The following is an 18,596-nucleotide window of genomic DNA, read 5'->3' on the forward strand; positions in this document are numbered from 1 at the left end:
AATTTAACTAGCGATATCACTATAAAGCTATAAAAATTAGATAATTTTAAAAAATTTTATTATATTTATAAAATAAAAAATAATTTTAAGATTAGAGATAAAAAGGAGTTATTTTCATCCTCAAATTTTGAGGATGAAATATTAATAAAATTTTAGGTGTTAAGCTATAAGGTTAAAATTTATTCTTTTTAACATCGGCTACTATCGTCTTAGCCATTTCATCGATTTGGGCAGTGATTTCATTCGTTGAGCTCACGATATCAACATTTTGCTTTGTAATGCTGTCAATCTGGCTTACACTTTGATTTATCATATTTATGCCTTCACTTTGCTCTCTGATGCTCTCACTCATCTCATTGATACTTTGAGTAAGTATATTTGCATTAGTTTCGATCTCGCCAAGTGATTTTTGGGTGCGCTCGGCTAGTTTTCTAACCTCGTCAGCAACTACAGCAAATCCTCGTCCATGCTCACCAGCACGCGCTGCCTCGATAGCAGCGTTTAGAGCAAGTAGGTTGGTTTGATCTGCAATATCTCTAATAATAACGATGATATTTTTAATCTCTTCAGATTGTTTTATAACATCTACAGTCTTTTGACTAATTGCACTCATTGAGCTACTCATTTGCTCGATCGCAGCAGCACTTTCTTGAAGAGAATTTGCCTGTGTGCTAGCACCTTGAGTTACTTGTTTCATTGATGCATCTAAATTTTTGGCTTTTTCTTCTAAGAATTGTGCTTGTTTTAGGTTAAATGCAAGCATATTAGCTATCTCTTCGCCAAGCTCATTTGTTACTAGTTCGACATTACCTTTGGCATCCAAAATTCTTGAAGTAAAATCAGAATTTCTAAAATCATTAAAAGTTTTTTGGATCATATTTAAATCGCTACCGACTCTTTTTTCCAAAACATCTAGCATTTTATTTAAGACATCTTTTAATTCAATTAGTTTTGGATTGGCTGGAACATCTACTATTCTTGCTTTTAGATTTCCATTTTCTATCGCCTTTGCAGTCTCAACAGATTGAGATACCACTCTAGAGTCTTGATCGGCATTGTCAAAAATTTTAGCAATATTATCATTTATTAGTTTGCTCATTACGCCAAATTCATCTTTTGTTGCCACCTTTGAAACAACTGGCTCTTTTATCTCAAAATTTAAAAACCTAAAGAAACTAACCAAAGCATCTGTAATAGTTTTAATAGGATTAAGCGATCTTTTTAGCAAGAAATATACAATCAAAGATAAGACAACTATAAATATAAAGGCTAAAATAATCTGAACTTTTAAAATAGGCAAAGTATGCGAGCTAAAGATATTTTGATCCATTGCTGTTATTGCTAACCAACCTTTATCATTTATCTCTAACATATAAGCATAGACATCTTCGCCTTTTGTATTTTTATATGCTATTAATCCATTTTCATCAAATTTCTTTTCATTATATTGTTTTATTAGGCTTTTAGCGATCTCGTGAGGTTTGCCGACTAATTCTTTATTTGGGTGCATTATAACGTTGCCATTTTGATCTGTAACAAAAGCATAGCTGTATTCAGTCTTACTGATTTGCGATATATTATTGCTCAACTCCTCAATAGATGCATCTATACCAGTAACTCCAATATTTTTAATAGGTGCAGCAAAGGTTATAACCATCGCATTTAATGAAGCTGCCATATATGGATCAGTATATATTGGCTTATTCTCGGCTTTAGCTTGTTTATACCATCCTCTAACTCTTGGATCATATCCAGCTTTATTTTGCCCATTTGATCTAAACATAGCCCCATCCTCATATCCAGCGTAAACAAGAGTGATCTCTTTTCCAGATATAGCTTTTGCTTGAGATAAAGCTAAATTTATACCATCTGCATTCATCGAGCCATCACTTTTCTCGCTTATCTTACTAAGAGTCTCAGCCATTTTCTCTATAGCATACTGATTGTTATCAAAAAAGCTATTTAATGTGATTTTCACATCTTTTAAGATTTGCTTTTGAGTTTGTATTACTAACTCAATGGCTTTATCATGAGCTGTGTTATAGCTAGCTATAGATATTAGCGAGAATGATATAAATAATGCCAGTATTAGCATTAAAGATATTTTGTTTGCAATTGATCGCATTTACTTTCCTTTTACAAAAATTTTTAAGATGCGATTCTATATTTTTTTATATTAAATAGTATTAAATAATATTAATTACAAAATAGTGATGTATACATTAAATAATAATTTTAAATTATTTTTTCATTCTAGGTAGTTAAAATCAGCGATATAAAATTAGAATTTAGGGGAAGCAAATCCCTAAATTCGGTCTGAAATTAAAATTTATTCTTTCTAACGTCGGCTACTATCGTCTTAGCCATGTCGTCTATTTGGTCAGTAATTTCGTTTGTTGTACCAACAATATTTATATTTTGTTTTGTAATACTGTCGATCTGACTTACGCTTTGATTTATCATATTTATGCCTTCGCTTTGCTCTCTGATGCTTTCACTCATCTCATTGATGCTTTGAGCTAGAACATTTGCGTTAGCTTCGATCTCACCAAGTGATTTTTGAGTTCGCTCTGCTAGTTTTCTAACCTCGTCGGCAACTACGGCAAAGCCTCTGCCGTGTTCACCCGCTCTAGCTGCCTCGATAGCCGCATTTAGAGCAAGTAGATTGGTTTGATCGGCTATATCTCTAATAATAACGATGATATTTTTAATCTCTTCGCTTTGTCTAGTTACGTCGCTAGCCTTTTGGCTAATAGCGTTCATAGAACTGCTCATCTCTTCTATAGCCGCCGCGCTTTCTTGTATGGAGTCGGCTTGCTTATGGGCTCCGTCGGTTAGGGTTCTCATAGATTCTGCTAGGATTTTGGCTTTTTCTTCTAGGACCTGAGCTTCTTTTAAATTTTCCCTTAGCATATTGCTTACGGCGTCGCCCGCGCTTTGAAGGCCTACTATCATATCTCTTAGATCGCTTTCAAGCTCCGGTTTTAGCTCTAGTTTAGGAGTGTAGTCGTTTTTATTGTAAGAAGCTAAAACTACCGCTATTCCTTTTAAATTTTCAGAAATTGACGCAAAGAATTTATTTAGCAGATCTTTTAACTGAACTAAAGCCGGATTATTAGGGACGGAGTTAATCTTAGCCCCCATGTGTCCTTTTATCATGAGATTTGCTATACCGTTCATCTCCTCTATTAAGGCGCTGTCTTTTTTAACGCCGTTAAGGACTTTTTCTATATTATCGTTAATAGATTCGCTCATTCTGCCGAATTCGTCTTTGGTAGTTACTACTAGCTTTTCCGGAGCGTTAGGGGTTTCGTAGGTGATGAATTTAAACGCGTCTTCAAGCTTGGTTTGAATAGTTCTAATAGGGCTAAGGGATTTTTTAAGAAGAGTAAATACGATAGCCGAAAGTATGACTATAAAAGCTACGGCTAGGATTATTTGAGCTTTTAATAAAGGTAAGGTATTAGACGAAAAAGTATCTGCTCCGATAGCGGCTACGGCCAGCCAGCCCTGATCATTTATAGGAAGGACTTTAGCAGTTACGTTTTCGCCTTTATAGTTTGTATAAGGGATAAGTCCATTTTCATCAAATTTTTTAGCTGCAAAAACCTCAGCAATATATTTGCTAGCAGGAACGGTTTTACCAACATTGTTTGGGTCATTGTGCATTAGCATTAAGCCGTCTTTGTTCATTAAAAAGACGTAACCGTATTTCGTTTTACCCATTTCGAGAATTTTTTTACTTAAAGCATCTATATTTAAATCAAGCCCCAAAACACCATCAAAATTTCCATTTTTATTTACTGGAGCGGCAAAGCTAATTACTAAAGCATTAGACAAGGCAGCTTTGTAAGGTTCGGTATATATAGCACCATTTGCACTCTTTGCTGCTTTATACCAGCCTCTAGTTCTAGGATCGTAGTTATCGGCTGGAGTTGTTCTAGTTCCATCTGATTGGAAAAAATGTCCATCACTCTCGCGACCATAAAAAATATCAGTAACTAGATGACTAACGCTTTCTTTTTGCATTTTTGTTTTTTCCATGTACGAGTCATCATTATTTGGTATTTGTGCTATATCTGAAGCAGACTTTTTGGCAACTTCTAAATAATCTTCAAAAAAAGAATCCGTAGTAGCTTTGATGTCACTTAGAATCTGATCCTGGGTCTGGCTGACCAACTCTACTACCTTACTTTCCGCTGTATAGTAGCTGACTGCTGAAATAGCAGCAAACGAAATAACTAGCAATGAGATGATAATCATCGCTATCTTTGAAGTTATGGACTTCATCTTTCCTCCTTTAAAAAGTTATAATCGCTTTAATTTATCGAAAAAGAATTAAAATTAGTATTAAATTTACCCTCTATTTAATGCTTTTTAAAAATTAATAAAGATATCTTGATAATTAAAAATTTTTGAATAAATTTTAGATCACAAAATGCCATTAAATAAGCTAGTTTTGTTTTTTGTTATTTTGCTAGATATAGAGTATAAATTTTTACTTGAAAATCAATAAAATAACGCCTGAAATAATAAGACAAATGGCTAAAATTTCTTTGTAATTTAGCCTCTCACCAAGAAAGATGACAGCCAAAATAATAGCAATCACAACGCTAAATTTATCAACCAGCGCCACTCGATAAACCTTACCTGCTTGTATCTCTTTAAAACACACAGGACGAAATAACACAGTGGTGACATCCTTTACGTCAAGTTTTACAAATATAATTGCAAAATAAAAAATTTATAAAGCTATAGGCTTTAATATAAATTTAAGCTTTTGTGAGTAGTAGATTTATTTTAAACTTTAAGTTCAAAAGCAGGAGATCGCTCCCCTGCTTTTAATATTATTTAGAAATTTTTGGTTCAGCAAAAGCTGTAAGCTTTAACGCCTCGTCGCCTTTATATTTCTCGATATTTACAAGAGCTGTATGGCTAATATTGCCATTTGCTAGCTTGCTTGTTGGGATATCTATGGTTAGCACGTTTGCAGAGCCGTTTTTGCAGATGCCACTATCAAAGCCGTCATACCAAGCGCCCTCAGCTAGTTTTACAACGCCCTCTTTGATATTTTTAGTCACATGAGCACCTGCTAGAACCTCGCCACGTGCGTTAAACACACGCACCAAATCACCACTTTGTACACCAAGCTCTTTTGCGTCTTTTTCGTTAATCCAGATAGGCTCGCGGTTTGCGATAGCGTATTTGTCTCGAAGTGAGGTTTGGCTTAACTGTGAGTGCAAGCGGTCAGTTGGGTGAGCGCTTATCATGTGGAATTTAGCCGGTTTATCTTTCATGCCTAGCCACTCGATTGGCTCAAACCACATTGGGTGTGCCTTGCAGTCGTCGTAACCCATTTTCTCGATAGTCTCTGAGTAAATTTCTATAAGGCCGCTTGGGGTTCCAAGAGCATTTAGCACAGGATCTTCTCTAAATTCGCCAAATCTCACCCAGCTATCGCTATCTTGAGATGAGGCAAATGTAATTGGCTTGTTCTCGTTCCAAAACTCTTCAAATGGCTTCATATTAGTTGTGAGCTCTGGCACAGCCTTGACCTGGGCGTAGGCTGCGTCATAGTACTCTTTGATCCAGTCAAACTCATCCTTGCCGTTATCTGTGTAGGCAATGACCAAATTTTTAGCATAAGCCTTGCAAAGATCAGTGAAAATTTGGTAGTCGTCTCTTGCCTCGTGGTATTTTTCAACGACTTGTTTCATCGGCACGATGTTCATATTTGAGTAGTCGCCAGTCATGGTGATATCGTTTCTCTCATACTCTGTAGTGACAGGAAATACTATATCAGCCATTTTTGCTGTCGGTGTCCAGTATGATTCATGTACGACAACCGTTCTTGGCTTTCTCCACGCTTTTAAATTTGTATTTGTATCTTGGTGGTGCACAAGTGGGTTACCGCCGACCCAGTAGATAAAGTCGATATCTGGATAGGTGATCTTTTTGCCGTCGTGGTCGATCACTTTACCAGGATGTAGCAACGCATCAGCAATCCTTGCGACCGGGAAGGCATAGTTGGTTGCTTTTTGTAGCCAACTTTGGCCTGTACCTGCTGCTGCAGCTGCCTTTGCGACGAAGCGACCTCGTTTATCAAACTCGCCTGTGTCTGTGCCGATAAACTCGCCCTTATCGTTAAATTTACCCACACTTGCGCTATTTACTCCGCCAATGACTGCACCCTTGCATGTTGGTGCGCCGCCGTTTGAATAGTGATAGCTAAGCCCAAATCCCCCACCAGGAAGTCCGATCTGACCAATCATAGCTGCTAGTGTCACCATCGCCCAGTGTGGTTGCTCGCCGTGGTGAGCGCGCTGCATACCCCAACCACTCATTATCATAGTGCGGTTTGCGACAAATGTATCAGCTAGCTCTTTTAAAGTATCTTTATCGATGCCACAAATTTTGCTCGCCCACTCTAAATTTTTAGGAGTATTGTCTGTCTTACCAAGTAGATATGGGAGAAATTTATCAAAGCCTGTTGTGTAGGTTTCAACGAAATTTTTATCATACTTGCCGCTTTCATATAGGTAGTGCATCATACCAAGCATCATCGCTGTGTCGGTGTTTGGCACAGGAGCTATCCACTGAGCGTTATCAAAGTATTGCGCTGTGTCGCTCTTGATAGGATCAATAATGATCACTTTGATATCTTTTTTGTTTTTAAGCTCTTCAAAGTACTTAAAGCCTTGCTCATCAGTCGCTGTCCAAGCTATGCGAAGTGTCGCAAGTGGGTTTGCACCCCAGATGACGACAACTTTTGAGTTTTCTAGTACTACGGGCCAGCTGGTTTGCTGCTCATAGACCTCGATACTACCCACGACGTGAGGCATGATGATCTGACTAGCACCTGTTGAGTAATCTCCTAGTGAGCCAACAAAGCCGCCGCTTAAATTCATAAATCTATGAAGTAAAATTCTCGAGTTATGCACGTTGCCGCTTGACTTCCAGCCGTAACTGCCCGCAAATACGCTTTGCAAGCCTTTTTGCGCTCTTGTCTTTTTAAGCTCTCTTGCAACTAGCTTGATCGCCTCTTCGTAAGGCACCTCAACCCACTCATCCTTGCCGCGAAGCTCTGGCTTTGGACTATCTGGATTTTCAAGATAGCTCTTTCTTACTGCTGGGCGTTTGATACGACTTTTATAGATCATATCTGGTGTGTAGTGCTGAAGTGGGTTGTAAATTTCACTTGTTTTTTGGATAGGCTCTGACTTTACTGCAACGCCGTTTTTGGTTGTCACTTTTAGCATACCCCAGTGAGCGGCTGTGATGACCTCGCCATCTCTTAAAACACTCTTTTTTACACCATCAGCAAATAAATTTGAAGCTGTTACGCTTGAAAGCAAAGGTGTCGCTGCAATTGCTGTAGCACCTTTTTTTAGAAATTCTCGTCTGTTCTCGTTCATCTTATCTCCCTTTCATTTTTAAGTTCTCTTTTGAATAAGCTAAACTTTAATATTTGTTTTTACTCGCCGCTACAAAAGTTTTGCTTATTTACCTAGGTTTACGTCAGATGAGTGTTTTTGAAGGTATTCAACAACCAACCACTCGTCTTTTTTCTCTATTGCGGTTCTGCCGATCATTGATTTTAGAAGTGACGGCCATTGGTTTGCATTGAAATGTGTGGTTTGAGGCAACGCATGGCAAACACCACAGCTCTCTTTATACATCTTGTCAGCTTTTGCAAACATTGCGTTTACGTCAGTGCTAAAGCCATCTTTTTGAACAAAAACTGTTGTTTCTACTTCATTCCATTTGCCGTTTTTGCCCTCTTTGATCACTTTAATATCAAAAGGTGCAGTTTTTGCAAATGCCACCGAGATAATCCTCGCGCCATCAGCAAAATAAACTACGTTGCTAACAGCTGGATTTTGATAGCCTTTTACTTTAATTTGCGCTCTGTCACCGCTTGTTTGTAAAATTTCAACTGCGTTGGTTGGTAGCAGTCTGCCTATACTTTTTGTTGAGCTAGCATCACCGTAAACATCTTTTACAACATCTGTGTAGTTTACACTAGCACCAAATGCCGCACAAGCCACGATGGTTGATAGAATGATTTCTTTCATATTTCTCCCTTCAAAATGAAATTGTTCAAATTTTAGGAGCTTTTTAATGAATTACAAATTAAAATTAAAAATATATTTTAAGAATAATGCAGAAAATTTTATTTAAAAATGAGTAAAAATACACCAGACACGATAAGGCAGACGGCTAAAATTTCTTTTAAATTTAACCTCTCGCCAAGAAAGATGACAGCCAAAATAATAGCAAGCACAACGCTAAATTTATCAACCAGCGCCACTTGATAGACCTTGCCTGCCTGCATAGCTTTAAAATACATGAGCCACGAAAGCCCAGTTGCTATGCCACTTAATATGAGAAAGAGCCAGTTTTTAGGACTTAGAGAGCTTAGTGGCTGCCATTTTTTAGCCACACTTAAAAGCAAAACAAGCATAAGAATAACAACGATCGTTCTTATAAATGTCGCAAAATCACTGTCAATGTCCTTTACACCAAGCTTTGCAAAGATCGCGGTAAGTGCAGCAAAAACAGCTGAAAGAGCTGCGTAGATAAACCACTCTGGCATTTTTATTTAAAAATTTAAAAGGGCAAGTTGCCTCACCCATTTAAATTTAGCCCTCATAATCGCCAAGCATATCAACTGTTGGAACAAAGTATAAGGCACCAGTTACTGGCGTACTAAAGTCAAGCAGCCTATCTGAGTTACCCTTTGGCTCGCCGATAAACATCTTTTTAAGCATAAGCTCAACCGTTGAAAACGTGCTCGCATAAGCGATGAAGTAAGTGCCAGTTTTGCTGCCCTCGGTAAATGGCATATTGCCACGCACGACCTTTTTATTATCTCCGACGTTTGCAGCAGCTGAGTGTGAATTTGTAGGTTTTACATCTTCGCTCATCTCGATGTCAAGCTCTTTTGAGCGACCTATTACCTTTTCTTGCTCACTTATGCTTGTAGCGTTCCACTCTTTCATATTGTGAAGATATTTTTGTACAAAAACGTAGCTACCGCCTTTAAATTTAGCGTCCTCATCGCCAACTTTAGCAAAGAAATCTCTATCCTCACCCTCAGGGTTTTCAGTACCATCAACAAAGCCAATTATCGCCCTGCCATCATGATACTTAAAGCCTTGCGTCTCGTCTGTAAGCTCTGCAAATTTAAAAAGCACAGCTTTTATTGCTTGAGCCATATCGAAGCAATCAGGTGCATTTAAAGCGCGGATATGGATGTGGATATCGCCCTTTGTGCTAACAGCCTCGTGTTTATCGCCTTTGATCGCTTTAAAATTTACAAGCTCTTTTGGCAATTCTTTTGAAATTTCAAGCTTTTTCCAAGCATCGTGACCCACGCCAAGGACGCAGTTTACATTTTCATTTGCGCCAAATCTAATCTTGGCAGTTTTATTTAAATTTACAACCAGGGCGCAAATCTCGGCAAAACCCTCTTTACAAGCCTTTTTATCAGCTGTTAAAACCCATGTTTGAAAGACTGTGTTGTTGCCTGGTGTCTGCGTGACTTCCTGTGAATTTACGCTCATTTTTTCTCCTTTTTAAAGTTTTATGCAATATTTTCTAAATTTAGTTGCGAGCTTATCTGCTCATCATTATCGTCAAAGAAAAACTCAACTTTATTTGCGCCAAAGCTCTTAGCTATCGCTTCAAGCGTATCGCGAGCTGATTTATGAATTTTGCTTTGAAGCTGTGAGATAAGGCGAACGCTCATCTTTTTGACTTCGTTTCTAGCTTCTTCTATTAGCCTATTTTTATCTTCTTCTGTAAAAGTGCTGCCAAAAAAGCCATTTAGCGAGTCAGGCAGTAAAAATGGTATAAATTTGCCGTTTTTCTCATCGTAAAATTTCATATCGGCGATCGAAAATTTATACTTGCAAGGAGGCATTTTTATCTTATAGCTAGAGTTTGCGATCTGCGTGATCTCGAGTCTAGGGCTAGTTAGATCGTAGATGAAATTTATCTCAAACTCAAATATCATCGAAAGCTTCTTCTCGCTTATAAGCCATCTTAGATACTCTTTGCCAAAATTTCCAAACGCATGATCAGTTTTTGTGACGATCTCTTTGCTATAAACTTGAAAAACTGAAAGCTCGCCGATGCTTTTTAGCTGTGAAATTTCAGTACTGACCGAGACATTTTCACTATCATCTTTTGCCTTTTTTAACGCCTTATTTGACCTATAAAATGCAAATGCCAAAACAGCTAGTAAGATAGCTAATATCAAATTTGCATATTCGCTCATTTTTTCTCCTTTAAAGCTTGCTATTTTAGCTTAAATTTGTAAAGCAAAGGTGAAATTCTACTTTTATTAAAAATTATATTTAAATAATTGTTTTAAAATAAAATCGTAATTAATAATATTTAAGTGATATTATCTTGATCATTTTTTCATATCTTATAGTAAAAATAGCGTAAAAAAGGGATTATTAAAGTAAATTTTTATCATAAATTTTAATATTTTAATTAATAATTTATTTTAAGGATATTACAATCCATTTAAATTTTATGCAAAAGGATGAGATGTGAAAAGATCCATTTTAAATAAAAAATGTATTTTGATAAGCGCGGCTTGTTGTACTCTTTTGTTTGCAAATTCACTAAATGCTAACGATCAAGAAAGTGGCAAATTTGGTGACATAAGTAGCTGGGAGAGCACTGAGTATAAAGCATACTGGGGACTAAAGCGTATCAATGCAGCTATCGCATATGCTCTTGGAGTGACGGGCAAAGGTGTGACGCTTGGTGTTATGGACTCTGGCACATTACTTAGCCACCCTGAACTTAGTGACGGTAGGATAAGCGCACTAAAAATTTCTGGTAGCTACTACAAAGACGGACAAAAATATCCAGATACTGAGCACGGCAACTCTCCTTTTTTAAAAAAGGGAAGCACTGATAAAAATAGAGCTGACTTTGGCGACTTTAAAAAAGGTGATAAATTTGAAGCTGATGGCAACTGGATCGCTGGTGTAAACGACTCGCACGGCACGCACGTAGCTGGCACAATTGCTGGCTCAAGAGATGGTAAAGGGATGCATGGTGTAGCATTTGACTCAAAACTTATAGTAGGAAATACTGGCGGAACCGATGGTATGACATATGGACCAAACCAAGACTACAACTTCTTTTTAGCATCTTATGAGGGGTTGGCCAAAGCTGGTGCAAGAGCTATAAATAATAGTTGGGGTTCAAACCGAAAATTTTATAAAGCTTATGAGGGAGCAACTGGATTTGATGGCGGCAATAGCTTAGATATAAAAGATCTTGACGCAGCCTATAAAAGCTACTATCCATTTGTCACAAATGGTAAAAATTTCTTAGATGCTGCTTATGAAGTCGCCAAAAAATACGGCATCATTCAAGTCTTCACTGCCGGAAATAGAAATGGCATGAAAGAGTCATACACAAGAGCAATGCTTCCATATTTTCGTCCAGATGCTGAAAAATACTGGATAAACGTTACTGGAATGACAGATGGCGATGCACAACATTTTAATACCGCAGGACACTCAAAATGGTGGAGTATCGCAGCACCTGGCAAAAGTATAAAATCAAGCACAGTTGATCCTAAAAATGGAAACGCTGGTTACGAGAGCTGGGATGGTACATCAATGGCAGCTCCACATGTCACTGGCGCACTTGGTCTTGTCATGCAAAGATACCCATATATGAGTAACTCTCAAGCAAGAGATGTTTTGCTAACTACCGCAAGACAAGTTAGGGACGAGTTTAAAAAGCCAGCCGATACAAGAAGAATTTCTGGTTTTACTGCGCCACTTGGCGTACCTGATGAGCGCTGGGGCTGGGGAGCACTTGATATGTCAAAGGCTATGTTTGGACCAGGACAGCTACTAGGCGTATTTGATGTAAGTCTAGACACAGATGATCTTTACTCAAATAATATCAGTGATGTAGCTATAAAATACAGAAAGACTGAAGATGAGGCAGAGGCAAAAATTTGGGATAATCGCAAGGCTGAGCTTGAGAAAATGTCAAATTTAACAGCCGAGCAAAGGGCTGAACTTGATATGGGTAACGCTAGAGAAAAAGCGAGAGAACAAAGAGCTAGCGAGGGCTATGAAGGAACTCTTATTAAGAGAGGCCTAGGCACTCTAAAACTAGCAGGAACCAACTCATACACTGGCAATACTATAATAAAAAGCGGCAAGATCACAGCACTAAATCAATCACTAAAATCAAGCGAGGTAGTAGTCGAAAATGGTGGTGCACTTGAGATTGTTAAAGAGATGAGTGTTAGAGAAATTGATAGAAATAAATTTTCTCAAAAGCTATCTTTTAAAGATGTAACTAGAAAAAGTACAAATGACGCAGTAAAAGCTACTATAAAAACAGGTGGTAGTTATATTATCTCAAATAACGCAGCAAATTTAAATCTAAATTTTGAGAAGAACTCTATCATAGATATAAGCGAGCCAGATGTAGATGTCATGAAAAGACTATATGATGATAGCTCAAAGGCAAAAACTTATGCCGTAACTGGAAATTTTAGTGGCTACAACGACACTATCTCAAAAAAATACGCATTTTTTGACCTTACTAGAAACTATAGCGACAACAAGCTAGAACTAACACTCAAAAAATCAAAAAATACAATAACAAGTATAGCAGCTAGCGACAACCAAAAAAGAGTAGCACAGCTCATTGAGAGCACAGCTAGCAGACCGGCACTCCTTGCTTCACCGTTTAGAAGTAGACCAGCAGTCATCACGAGCGATCTATACAGACACTTCATCTACGCTACACCAAAAGAAGCAAGTGATACGCTAAAAACATTTGCAAATAATGCAAATTTAGCTCAACATAATGCATTTTTACTAGAAAATATCTTGCTCAAAAATGCGATCATCAACCACGAATTTGATCCATTCAGTGCAAAAGCAATCGATGCAAGTGGCATGAATTTTTGGTCAAACACCATGGCTAATGCTATGAAATTTGATGATGTAAAGGCAAACTCATTCACTCAGCTTTTTGGATTTGACGGCAATGTAAATGATGCTTTCACGCTCGGTGGTGTACTTGGTGCTAGTAGTGAAAAAGTAAAAGAAGATGGCGATGATGCTTATAAAACAAAAGGCACAAGCATCGGCATCTACGGAAAAAGCCTGATCGCTAGCACAAAACTAGACCTCGGTCTCATATACACAAATGCAAAACGAAAAACGCAAAATGGTGCTACGATTGTTAGCTTTTACTCAGACGAGCATGTAAAAAGCAAGGAAAAAGCACTTACTGCTTACGCAAATTTGGCACTAACAGCATTTAATAGTGCGAATTTCTCACTAAATCCTTATGTGGGCGCAAGCTATCTACGTATGAAAACTGATAGCACTAGCCAAAATGTAGGAATTTTTAGAATGGACGTTGATGAAAAAACTAGAAATTTAAGTGTATTTAGCATAGGTCTAAACCCTAGTGTGCCATTTAGTCTTGGTAGTACAAAGATGAAATTTGAAGCTGATCTAGCCTACAATAGACTAGTTGGCGATACAAGACCAAATATCGGCGTAAATATCGCAAATGCTGGATACTTGGAACTTGAAGGAAAAGAGGTACGCGATCTTGGCACAGCTAGCCTTGGTGTAAAAGCGAATGTTTATAAAAATATAAATTTAGGCCTATCTTACACAGGTGCTTTTGCTAAAGACGTGAAGTCAAACAGCGTAAATGCGAAATTTGAAATTTTGTTTTAATTAGGTAAAATATGCTCGCTACTTTAAATAGTAGCGAGCCATTAAATTAAAATAGTTGAGTGAAAGAAAAACCGTTTTTAGTAAGCACTTCTTTGATCTTTTCTTGATGCTCAAGACCCTTTGTCTCAAGCGTGATCGTAATACTTGCATCGCCATAGTCAAGCCTTGTTGAGAAGCGATCGTAGTCGATCTTGACGATGTTTGCGTTTGCTGATTTTAAGCTATCTGTTAGGCTCATGAGCGCTCCTGGCTTATCCACAAGTGTTATTTGTAGTGTCATCTTGCGGTGAGACTTGATAAGACCCTTTTCGATGATGATAGAAAGCACCTGTACGTCGATATTTCCGCCACTTAGTACCACGCCTATCTTCGCACCTTTTTTAAATTTGATCTTATCATGCATAAGTGCTGCCACGCCAGCTGCGCCAGCTCCTTCTACAACGATCTTTTGAGTCTCTAGCAAAAACAAAATCGCAGTTGCGATCTCCTCATCATCAACTTGCACAAACTCATCAACGCACTCAATAATATTTGCTAATGTGATCTCGCTCGCATCACGCACAGCGATGCCATCAGCTATGGTGCGGACTGATTTTGAGTTTATGCTCTTTTTAGCACCGTAGCTATTAAACATCGCTGGAGCGCCTTTTGCACCGACACAGATTACTTTTGTCTTTGGATTGACCTGCTTTATACAACTAGCCACACCACTAGCTAATCCGCCTCCACCAACTGGGACGATGACTATATCAAGGTCGCTTATCTCATCAAGCATCTCAAGCCCCACAGTGCCTTGTCCTGCCATGACATACTCGTCGTTAAATGGGTGAACAAAGGTCATACCCTTATCTTTAGCGTAATTAACCGCAAAAGCGTACGCCTCATCGAAATTATCACCTTTTAAAATAACCTCTGCGCCAAGGTCTTTCGTACCAGCAACCTTTAGAAGCGGGGTTGATTCTGGCATGATGATACAAGCGTGTACGCCAAATTCTTTCGCGCTTATCGCTACGCCTTGAGCGTGGTTGCCAGCACTTGCAGCCACGACACCACGCTTTCTCTCCTCATCACTTAGGCTAGCTATTTTATTGTAAGCGCCTCTTATTTTATAAGCTCCGGTTCGTTGTAAATTTTCCTCTTTTAGATAGATGCTTGCACCCAAATTTTTACTAAGTTTCGCACTCAGAGCAAATGGAGTTTTATTTACAAAATGACCGATCGTGATCTTTGCTTGGATGATTTTATTTAGTGAAACCATTTTTTATTTTTCCTTTTTTAAATTATTCTTTTGCCCTTAGTAGCACGCCACACTCGATGTGATGAGTGTTTGCAAACTGATCAAAAATGGCAAATTTTATCACTTTATGGCTTTTACAAAGCTCTTTTAAATTTTCTTTTAGAGTCTCTGGATTGCACGATATATAGATGATATTTTTAAAATTTTTGATGAAATTTATGACACTTTCGCTTAGTCCTGCACGGGGCGGATCAACAAGGACGTGAGAGAAGTTAAAATCGCTTAAATTTATATCCTTTAGTCTATTAAATTCCCTAACGCCAGCAAATGCGCTCATAAGCTCATCAGCATCCATTCGTAAAAATTTGATGTTTTTAGCCTTATTTAGCTCGCAGTTTTTAAGGGCATTTGCGATCGAGCTCTTTGAAATTTCAGTGGCAAGTACATTATTAAATTTAAACGAAAGCGGAATAGTAAAATTTCCATGTCCGCAGTAAAGCTCCAGTAGGTCAGCGCCACCTTGCACGCACTCTTTTGCCCAAGCTATCATCTTTTCATTTACGGCTCTATTTGGCTGGATAAAGGCATTCTCAGATAGGCTAAATTTATAAATTTGCTCTCCAATATTTAGCTCATCGATCAAATTTAGCTCACCACTTAGTAGCTTTTGCCCACGCGATCTAGCAAGTATGGTGACGTCAAGCTTACTAGCTAGAATTTTCATAGCCGCCTCGAACTCGCCATCAAGCCTTTTATGGTAAAGAAGTGTGACCAAAATACCGCTTTTACAAGAGATAAATTCCACTCCAAAAAGCTTTGCGCGTAGTATTTCGCTCTCTTGTAAGTTATAAAGCAAGCTTGGCATAAGCTCTGAAATTTGCTCGCAGACCTTTGGGCAATCATCTATAAAGACCTTTTTGCCCTTTTCGCTTGCATACATCGTATAGCAAAGCTTGCTGCCTTCATGCCAGATGCCAAACTCAGCTCTTGTGCGGTAATGTTTTGGTGTTGAGCTAAAAACATCAAACTCACCATCATAAAACTCTGAAAAATTTTGTTTTACAAGGTCAGTTTTAAATAAAATTTGCTCATCATAAGGGGCAAAAAGAGTGCAAGAGCCGCACTCTTTTAAATAATTGCAATCCAAATTTATGCTTCTACTTTCTTTCCAACAAATCTAACTAGTGCCCAAATCGCTAAAAATCCGCAAGGAAGTGCGATCCAAACGCTAAGACCAAGTGCAACTGGCAAGTAGCCAACTAGCACACAAACCGCACAAACACTAAGTGCATATACCATTTGAGTTGAGACGTGATCGATATGGTTACATCCTGCGCCCATTGATGAAAGGATCGTAGTATCCGAGATCGGTGAGCAGTGATCACCAAAGATCGCACCTGTAAGTACGCCTGAGATATTTACGATCATATAAGCGTGCATCGCATCGCCCTCTAGGCCGTAGTTTTTGCCGACAGCATAAGCTAGTGGGATAGCTAGAGGCATTAAAATCCCCATTGTGCCATAGCTTGTTCCAGTCGAGAAGCTAATAAACGAACCAAGGATAAAAACAGCAACTGGCAGGATAAATTTAGGCGTTGAAGAGCTTAATAGATCAACCAAATATCTTGATGTGCCAAGCTCTTTGATAACAGCACTAAGGCTCCACGCAAGAAGCAAAATGACAACCGTAATTATCATAGTCTTCCAGCCTTTTACCCATGTGCTGATAGCCTCTTTTACGTCAAAAATTTTACGCCAAACACCCATTGTGATAGCTACGATACTAGCAAGTAGTGCTGCTTGAAATAGCGATGTAGCCGAGTCAGCTGCGCCAAAGGTATCTTTAAATGTAGAAAATGAAAGCGGATTAGCAAGTGCATTTTTAAGAGCATCACCCTCAAGTGCAGCAAGACCACTAAAGTAAAAACTAGTAAATGCGCCAATGACCAGCACAAGAAGTGGCACAACAGCATTTGCAGCGCTTAATTTTACGCCCTCTTTTGGCTCAAGTGTTTTATCTTCAAGATCTTGGATTTGAGTTTTACCTGAGTGAAGCTCACCTCTTCTAGCGCGTCTTTCAGCTAATAGCATTGGGCCGTATTCACGTTGCATCAAGGCGGTACAAACTATGAAAAATAGTATAAAAAGGTTATAAAATCTATATGGAATTGTCTCGATAAATATAGAATAAGCGTTAATACCAGTCTCTCCAACTAGCTCATAGCCCTTTTCAATGAGTGAAACCTCAAGGCCAACCCATGTCGAGATGATAGCTATGCCAGCGATCGGTGCCGCAGTAGCATCTATGATAAAAGCTAGTTTTTCGCGGCTTATTTTAAATTTATCACTTATTGGTCTCATAATTGGACCTACAATTAGAGCATTTGCATAGTCATCAAAAAACACAAAAATTCCCATCAGCCATGTTGAAATTTGAGCTGAAATGCCGCTTTTTGCCTTTTTACTAAGCCAAAGAGCAACCGCCTTTGTGCCACCCATCTTTGTGATGAGTGCGACCACGCCGCCGATACAAAGCACTTGAAGTAAGATGCCTGAGTCGGTCTTGTCAGCCATTGATTCAACGACTCTTGAAACGATACCTGTAAAGCCTTTTACGATACCCATAAAGATGTTTTCATTGATGATATTTATGAGAAACGTTCCACTAAAAACACCTATAAATAGCGACAATATAACGTCTTTTGTGATAAAAGCAAGTGCTATTGCCACAACAGGTGGTATAAGCGTAAATACGCCATAAATTTCAGCGTTTCTCTTTGCCACTTCTGGATCGACACCAAAAAGCGCAACGCTAAAAAAAAGTAATAATAAAATTTGTCTCACAAGAACTCCTTAAAATTTTTCTATCGCAAGCCCAGCCCAAGTCTGCGTATTTGCCATGACTTCGACCCTATTTATGTTGACACTTCCAGGCATATTTAGACAATTTACCAAAATCGTCGCGATATCCTCAGATGTGATGAAATTTGTATTTTCATAAAGACTATCCGCCTTTGCCTTATCTCCCCTAAATCTAACCTCGCTAAATTCAGTCTTGCAAAGTCCTGGCTCGATGTTTGTCACCCTGATATTTGTGCCGACTAGATCGTTTCTTAAATTTAAACTAAACTGCTTTACAAAGGCCTTTGTAGCACCATAAACGTTACTTCCAGGATATGGCCATGAGCCAGCAGTAGAACCCAGGTTAAATATATAGCCCTTTTCTTGCTTATAAAGTAGTGGCAAAACCGCCTTTGTCGAGTAGATAAGACCCTTGACGTTGGTGTCTATCATCGCCTCAAAGTCCTCCACCTTCGCATCTATCGTCTTTTCAAGTCCAAGCGCCATACCAGCGTTATTTACAAGCACTTCGATGTCTTTAAAATTTTCAGGCAAGCTATCAACCGCTTTAAAAACAGCCTCTTTATCGCGTATGTCAGCTACGATGATATGCGTATCGCCAAGCTCTGCTGCAAGCTTTTTTAGCCTATCTTCTCGCCTTGCAAGAGCGACTATCTTGTAGCCCTCTTTTGAGAGTCTTCTGGCGATCGCCTCGCCAAATCCAGATGTTGCACCAGTTACAAAAGCTGTCTTTTTCATGATTT

At 38.5% G+C, this 18,596-nt stretch carries 13 protein-coding genes and 2 pseudogenes; 1 reads left to right on the forward strand and 14 read right to left on the reverse strand.

The genetic code is table 11. The annotated features are described in order from the left end of the window. Window positions 1-172 precede the first annotated feature (172 nt). The 10 genes and pseudogenes from CVT05_RS09690 to CVT05_RS04990 all read right to left on the reverse strand — a co-directional run bounded on the left by CVT05_RS09690 (window position 173) and on the right by CVT05_RS04990 (window position 10,282). Window positions 173-1,372, reverse strand: a complete 1,200-nt coding sequence (locus CVT05_RS09690) for a methyl-accepting chemotaxis protein (protein WP_413784139.1) — start codon at window positions 1,370-1,372, stop codon at window positions 173-175. After that, window positions 1,355-2,125: pseudogene (locus tag CVT05_RS09695) on the reverse strand (cache domain-containing protein); the annotation flags it as partial. The pseudogene CVT05_RS09695 and the gene CVT05_RS09690, both read right to left, overlap by 18 nt. 197 nt (window positions 2,126-2,322) lie before the next feature. After that, complete coding sequence (locus tag CVT05_RS09700) at window positions 2,323-3,255, reverse strand: methyl-accepting chemotaxis protein (protein WP_413784140.1); 933 nt, start codon at window positions 3,253-3,255, stop codon at window positions 2,323-2,325. Window positions 3,256-3,558: 303 nt separating this feature from the next. Then, window positions 3,559-4,290 (reverse strand): annotated as a pseudogene (locus CVT05_RS09705) (cache domain-containing protein); the annotation flags it as partial. A 208-nt stretch (window positions 4,291-4,498) separates the two neighbouring features. Beyond that, window positions 4,499-4,690, reverse strand: a complete 192-nt coding sequence (locus CVT05_RS04965; RefSeq protein ID WP_103579865.1) for an EamA family transporter — start codon at window positions 4,688-4,690, stop codon at window positions 4,499-4,501. A 157-nt stretch (window positions 4,691-4,847) separates the two neighbouring features. Then, the gene (locus CVT05_RS04970; RefSeq protein ID WP_107698028.1) at window positions 4,848-7,415 is read right to left on the reverse strand and encodes a molybdopterin-dependent oxidoreductase; all 2,568 of its coding nucleotides are present in this window, start codon (window positions 7,413-7,415) and stop codon (window positions 4,848-4,850) included. An 84-nt stretch (window positions 7,416-7,499) separates the two neighbouring features. Then, a complete protein-coding gene (locus tag CVT05_RS04975; protein WP_087578577.1) occupies window positions 7,500-8,075 on the reverse strand; it encodes a cytochrome C in 576 nt (191 codons plus the stop codon). Window positions 8,076-8,173: 98 nt separating this feature from the next. Then, a complete protein-coding gene (locus tag CVT05_RS04980) occupies window positions 8,174-8,602 on the reverse strand; it encodes an EamA family transporter (RefSeq protein ID WP_413784141.1) in 429 nt (142 codons plus the stop codon). 40 nt (window positions 8,603-8,642) lie between these two features. Further along, window positions 8,643-9,566, reverse strand: a complete 924-nt coding sequence (locus tag CVT05_RS04985; RefSeq protein ID WP_107698029.1) for a Dyp-type peroxidase — start codon at window positions 9,564-9,566, stop codon at window positions 8,643-8,645. Window positions 9,567-9,586: 20 nt separating this feature from the next. Then, window positions 9,587-10,282, reverse strand: a complete 696-nt coding sequence (locus CVT05_RS04990) for a DUF4230 domain-containing protein (RefSeq protein ID WP_107698030.1) — start codon at window positions 10,280-10,282, stop codon at window positions 9,587-9,589. Between the two features lie 280 nt (window positions 10,283-10,562). Here CVT05_RS04990 and CVT05_RS04995 point away from each other — a divergent pair, with 280 nt between their 5' ends. Beyond that, window positions 10,563-13,754: a S8 family serine peptidase gene (locus CVT05_RS04995; protein WP_107698031.1), complete on the forward strand. Its 3,192-nt coding sequence runs from the start codon at window positions 10,563-10,565 to the stop codon at window positions 13,752-13,754. A 46-nt stretch (window positions 13,755-13,800) separates the two neighbouring features. On the opposite strand, the gene ilvA is transcribed toward CVT05_RS04995, so the two are convergent. Genes ilvA through CVT05_RS05015 form a run of 4 tightly spaced genes read right to left on the reverse strand, consistent with a single transcriptional unit; the run spans window position 13,801 to window position 18,591 of the window. Beyond that, window positions 13,801-15,012, reverse strand: a complete 1,212-nt coding sequence (gene ilvA, locus CVT05_RS05000; RefSeq protein ID WP_021090937.1) for a threonine ammonia-lyase — start codon at window positions 15,010-15,012, stop codon at window positions 13,801-13,803. Between the two features lie 22 nt (window positions 15,013-15,034). Beyond that, window positions 15,035-16,138: a tRNA (uridine(54)-C5)-methyltransferase TrmA gene (gene trmA, locus CVT05_RS05005; protein ID WP_072594828.1), complete on the reverse strand. Its 1,104-nt coding sequence runs from the start codon at window positions 16,136-16,138 to the stop codon at window positions 15,035-15,037. 2 nt (window positions 16,139-16,140) lie between these two features. Beyond that, window positions 16,141-17,835, reverse strand: coding sequence for a Na+/H+ antiporter NhaC family protein (locus CVT05_RS05010; protein ID WP_054196368.1), 1,695 nt, complete (start codon window positions 17,833-17,835; stop codon window positions 16,141-16,143). 9 nt (window positions 17,836-17,844) lie between these two features. After that, window positions 17,845-18,591, reverse strand: a complete 747-nt coding sequence (locus tag CVT05_RS05015) for an SDR family NAD(P)-dependent oxidoreductase (RefSeq protein WP_107698032.1) — start codon at window positions 18,589-18,591, stop codon at window positions 17,845-17,847. Window positions 18,592-18,596: the final 5 nt, after the last annotated feature.

This window comes from Campylobacter concisus, from assembly GCF_003049705.1.
In the GTDB taxonomy this organism is placed as follows: Bacteria; Campylobacterota; Campylobacteria; order Campylobacterales; family Campylobacteraceae; genus Campylobacter_A; species Campylobacter_A concisus_AR.

Bases quoted from the DNA above. Each gene is read 5' to 3' on its own strand.
- CVT05_RS04975 (WP_087578577.1), bottom strand. From the start codon at position 8,075: ATGAAAGAAATCATTCTATCAACCATCGTGGCTTGTGCGGCATTTGGT.
- ilvA (WP_021090937.1), bottom strand. From the start codon at position 15,012: ATGGTTTCACTAAATAAAATCATCCAAGCAAAGATCACGATCGGTCAT.
- CVT05_RS09700 (WP_413784140.1), bottom strand. From the start codon at position 3,255: ATGAGCGAATCTATTAACGATAATATAGAAAAAGTCCTTAACGGCGTT.
- CVT05_RS04970 (WP_107698028.1), bottom strand. From the start codon at position 7,415: ATGAACGAGAACAGACGAGAATTTCTAAAAAAAGGTGCTACAGCAATT.
- CVT05_RS04990 (WP_107698030.1), bottom strand. From the start codon at position 10,282: ATGAGCGAATATGCAAATTTGATATTAGCTATCTTACTAGCTGTTTTG.
- CVT05_RS05015 (WP_107698032.1), bottom strand. From the start codon at position 18,591: ATGAAAAAGACAGCTTTTGTAACTGGTGCAACATCTGGATTTGGCGAG.
- CVT05_RS09690 (WP_413784139.1), bottom strand. From the start codon at position 1,372: ATGTTAGAGATAAATGATAAAGGTTGGTTAGCAATAACAGCAATGGAT.
- CVT05_RS04985 (WP_107698029.1), bottom strand. From the start codon at position 9,566: ATGAGCGTAAATTCACAGGAAGTCACGCAGACACCAGGCAACAACACA.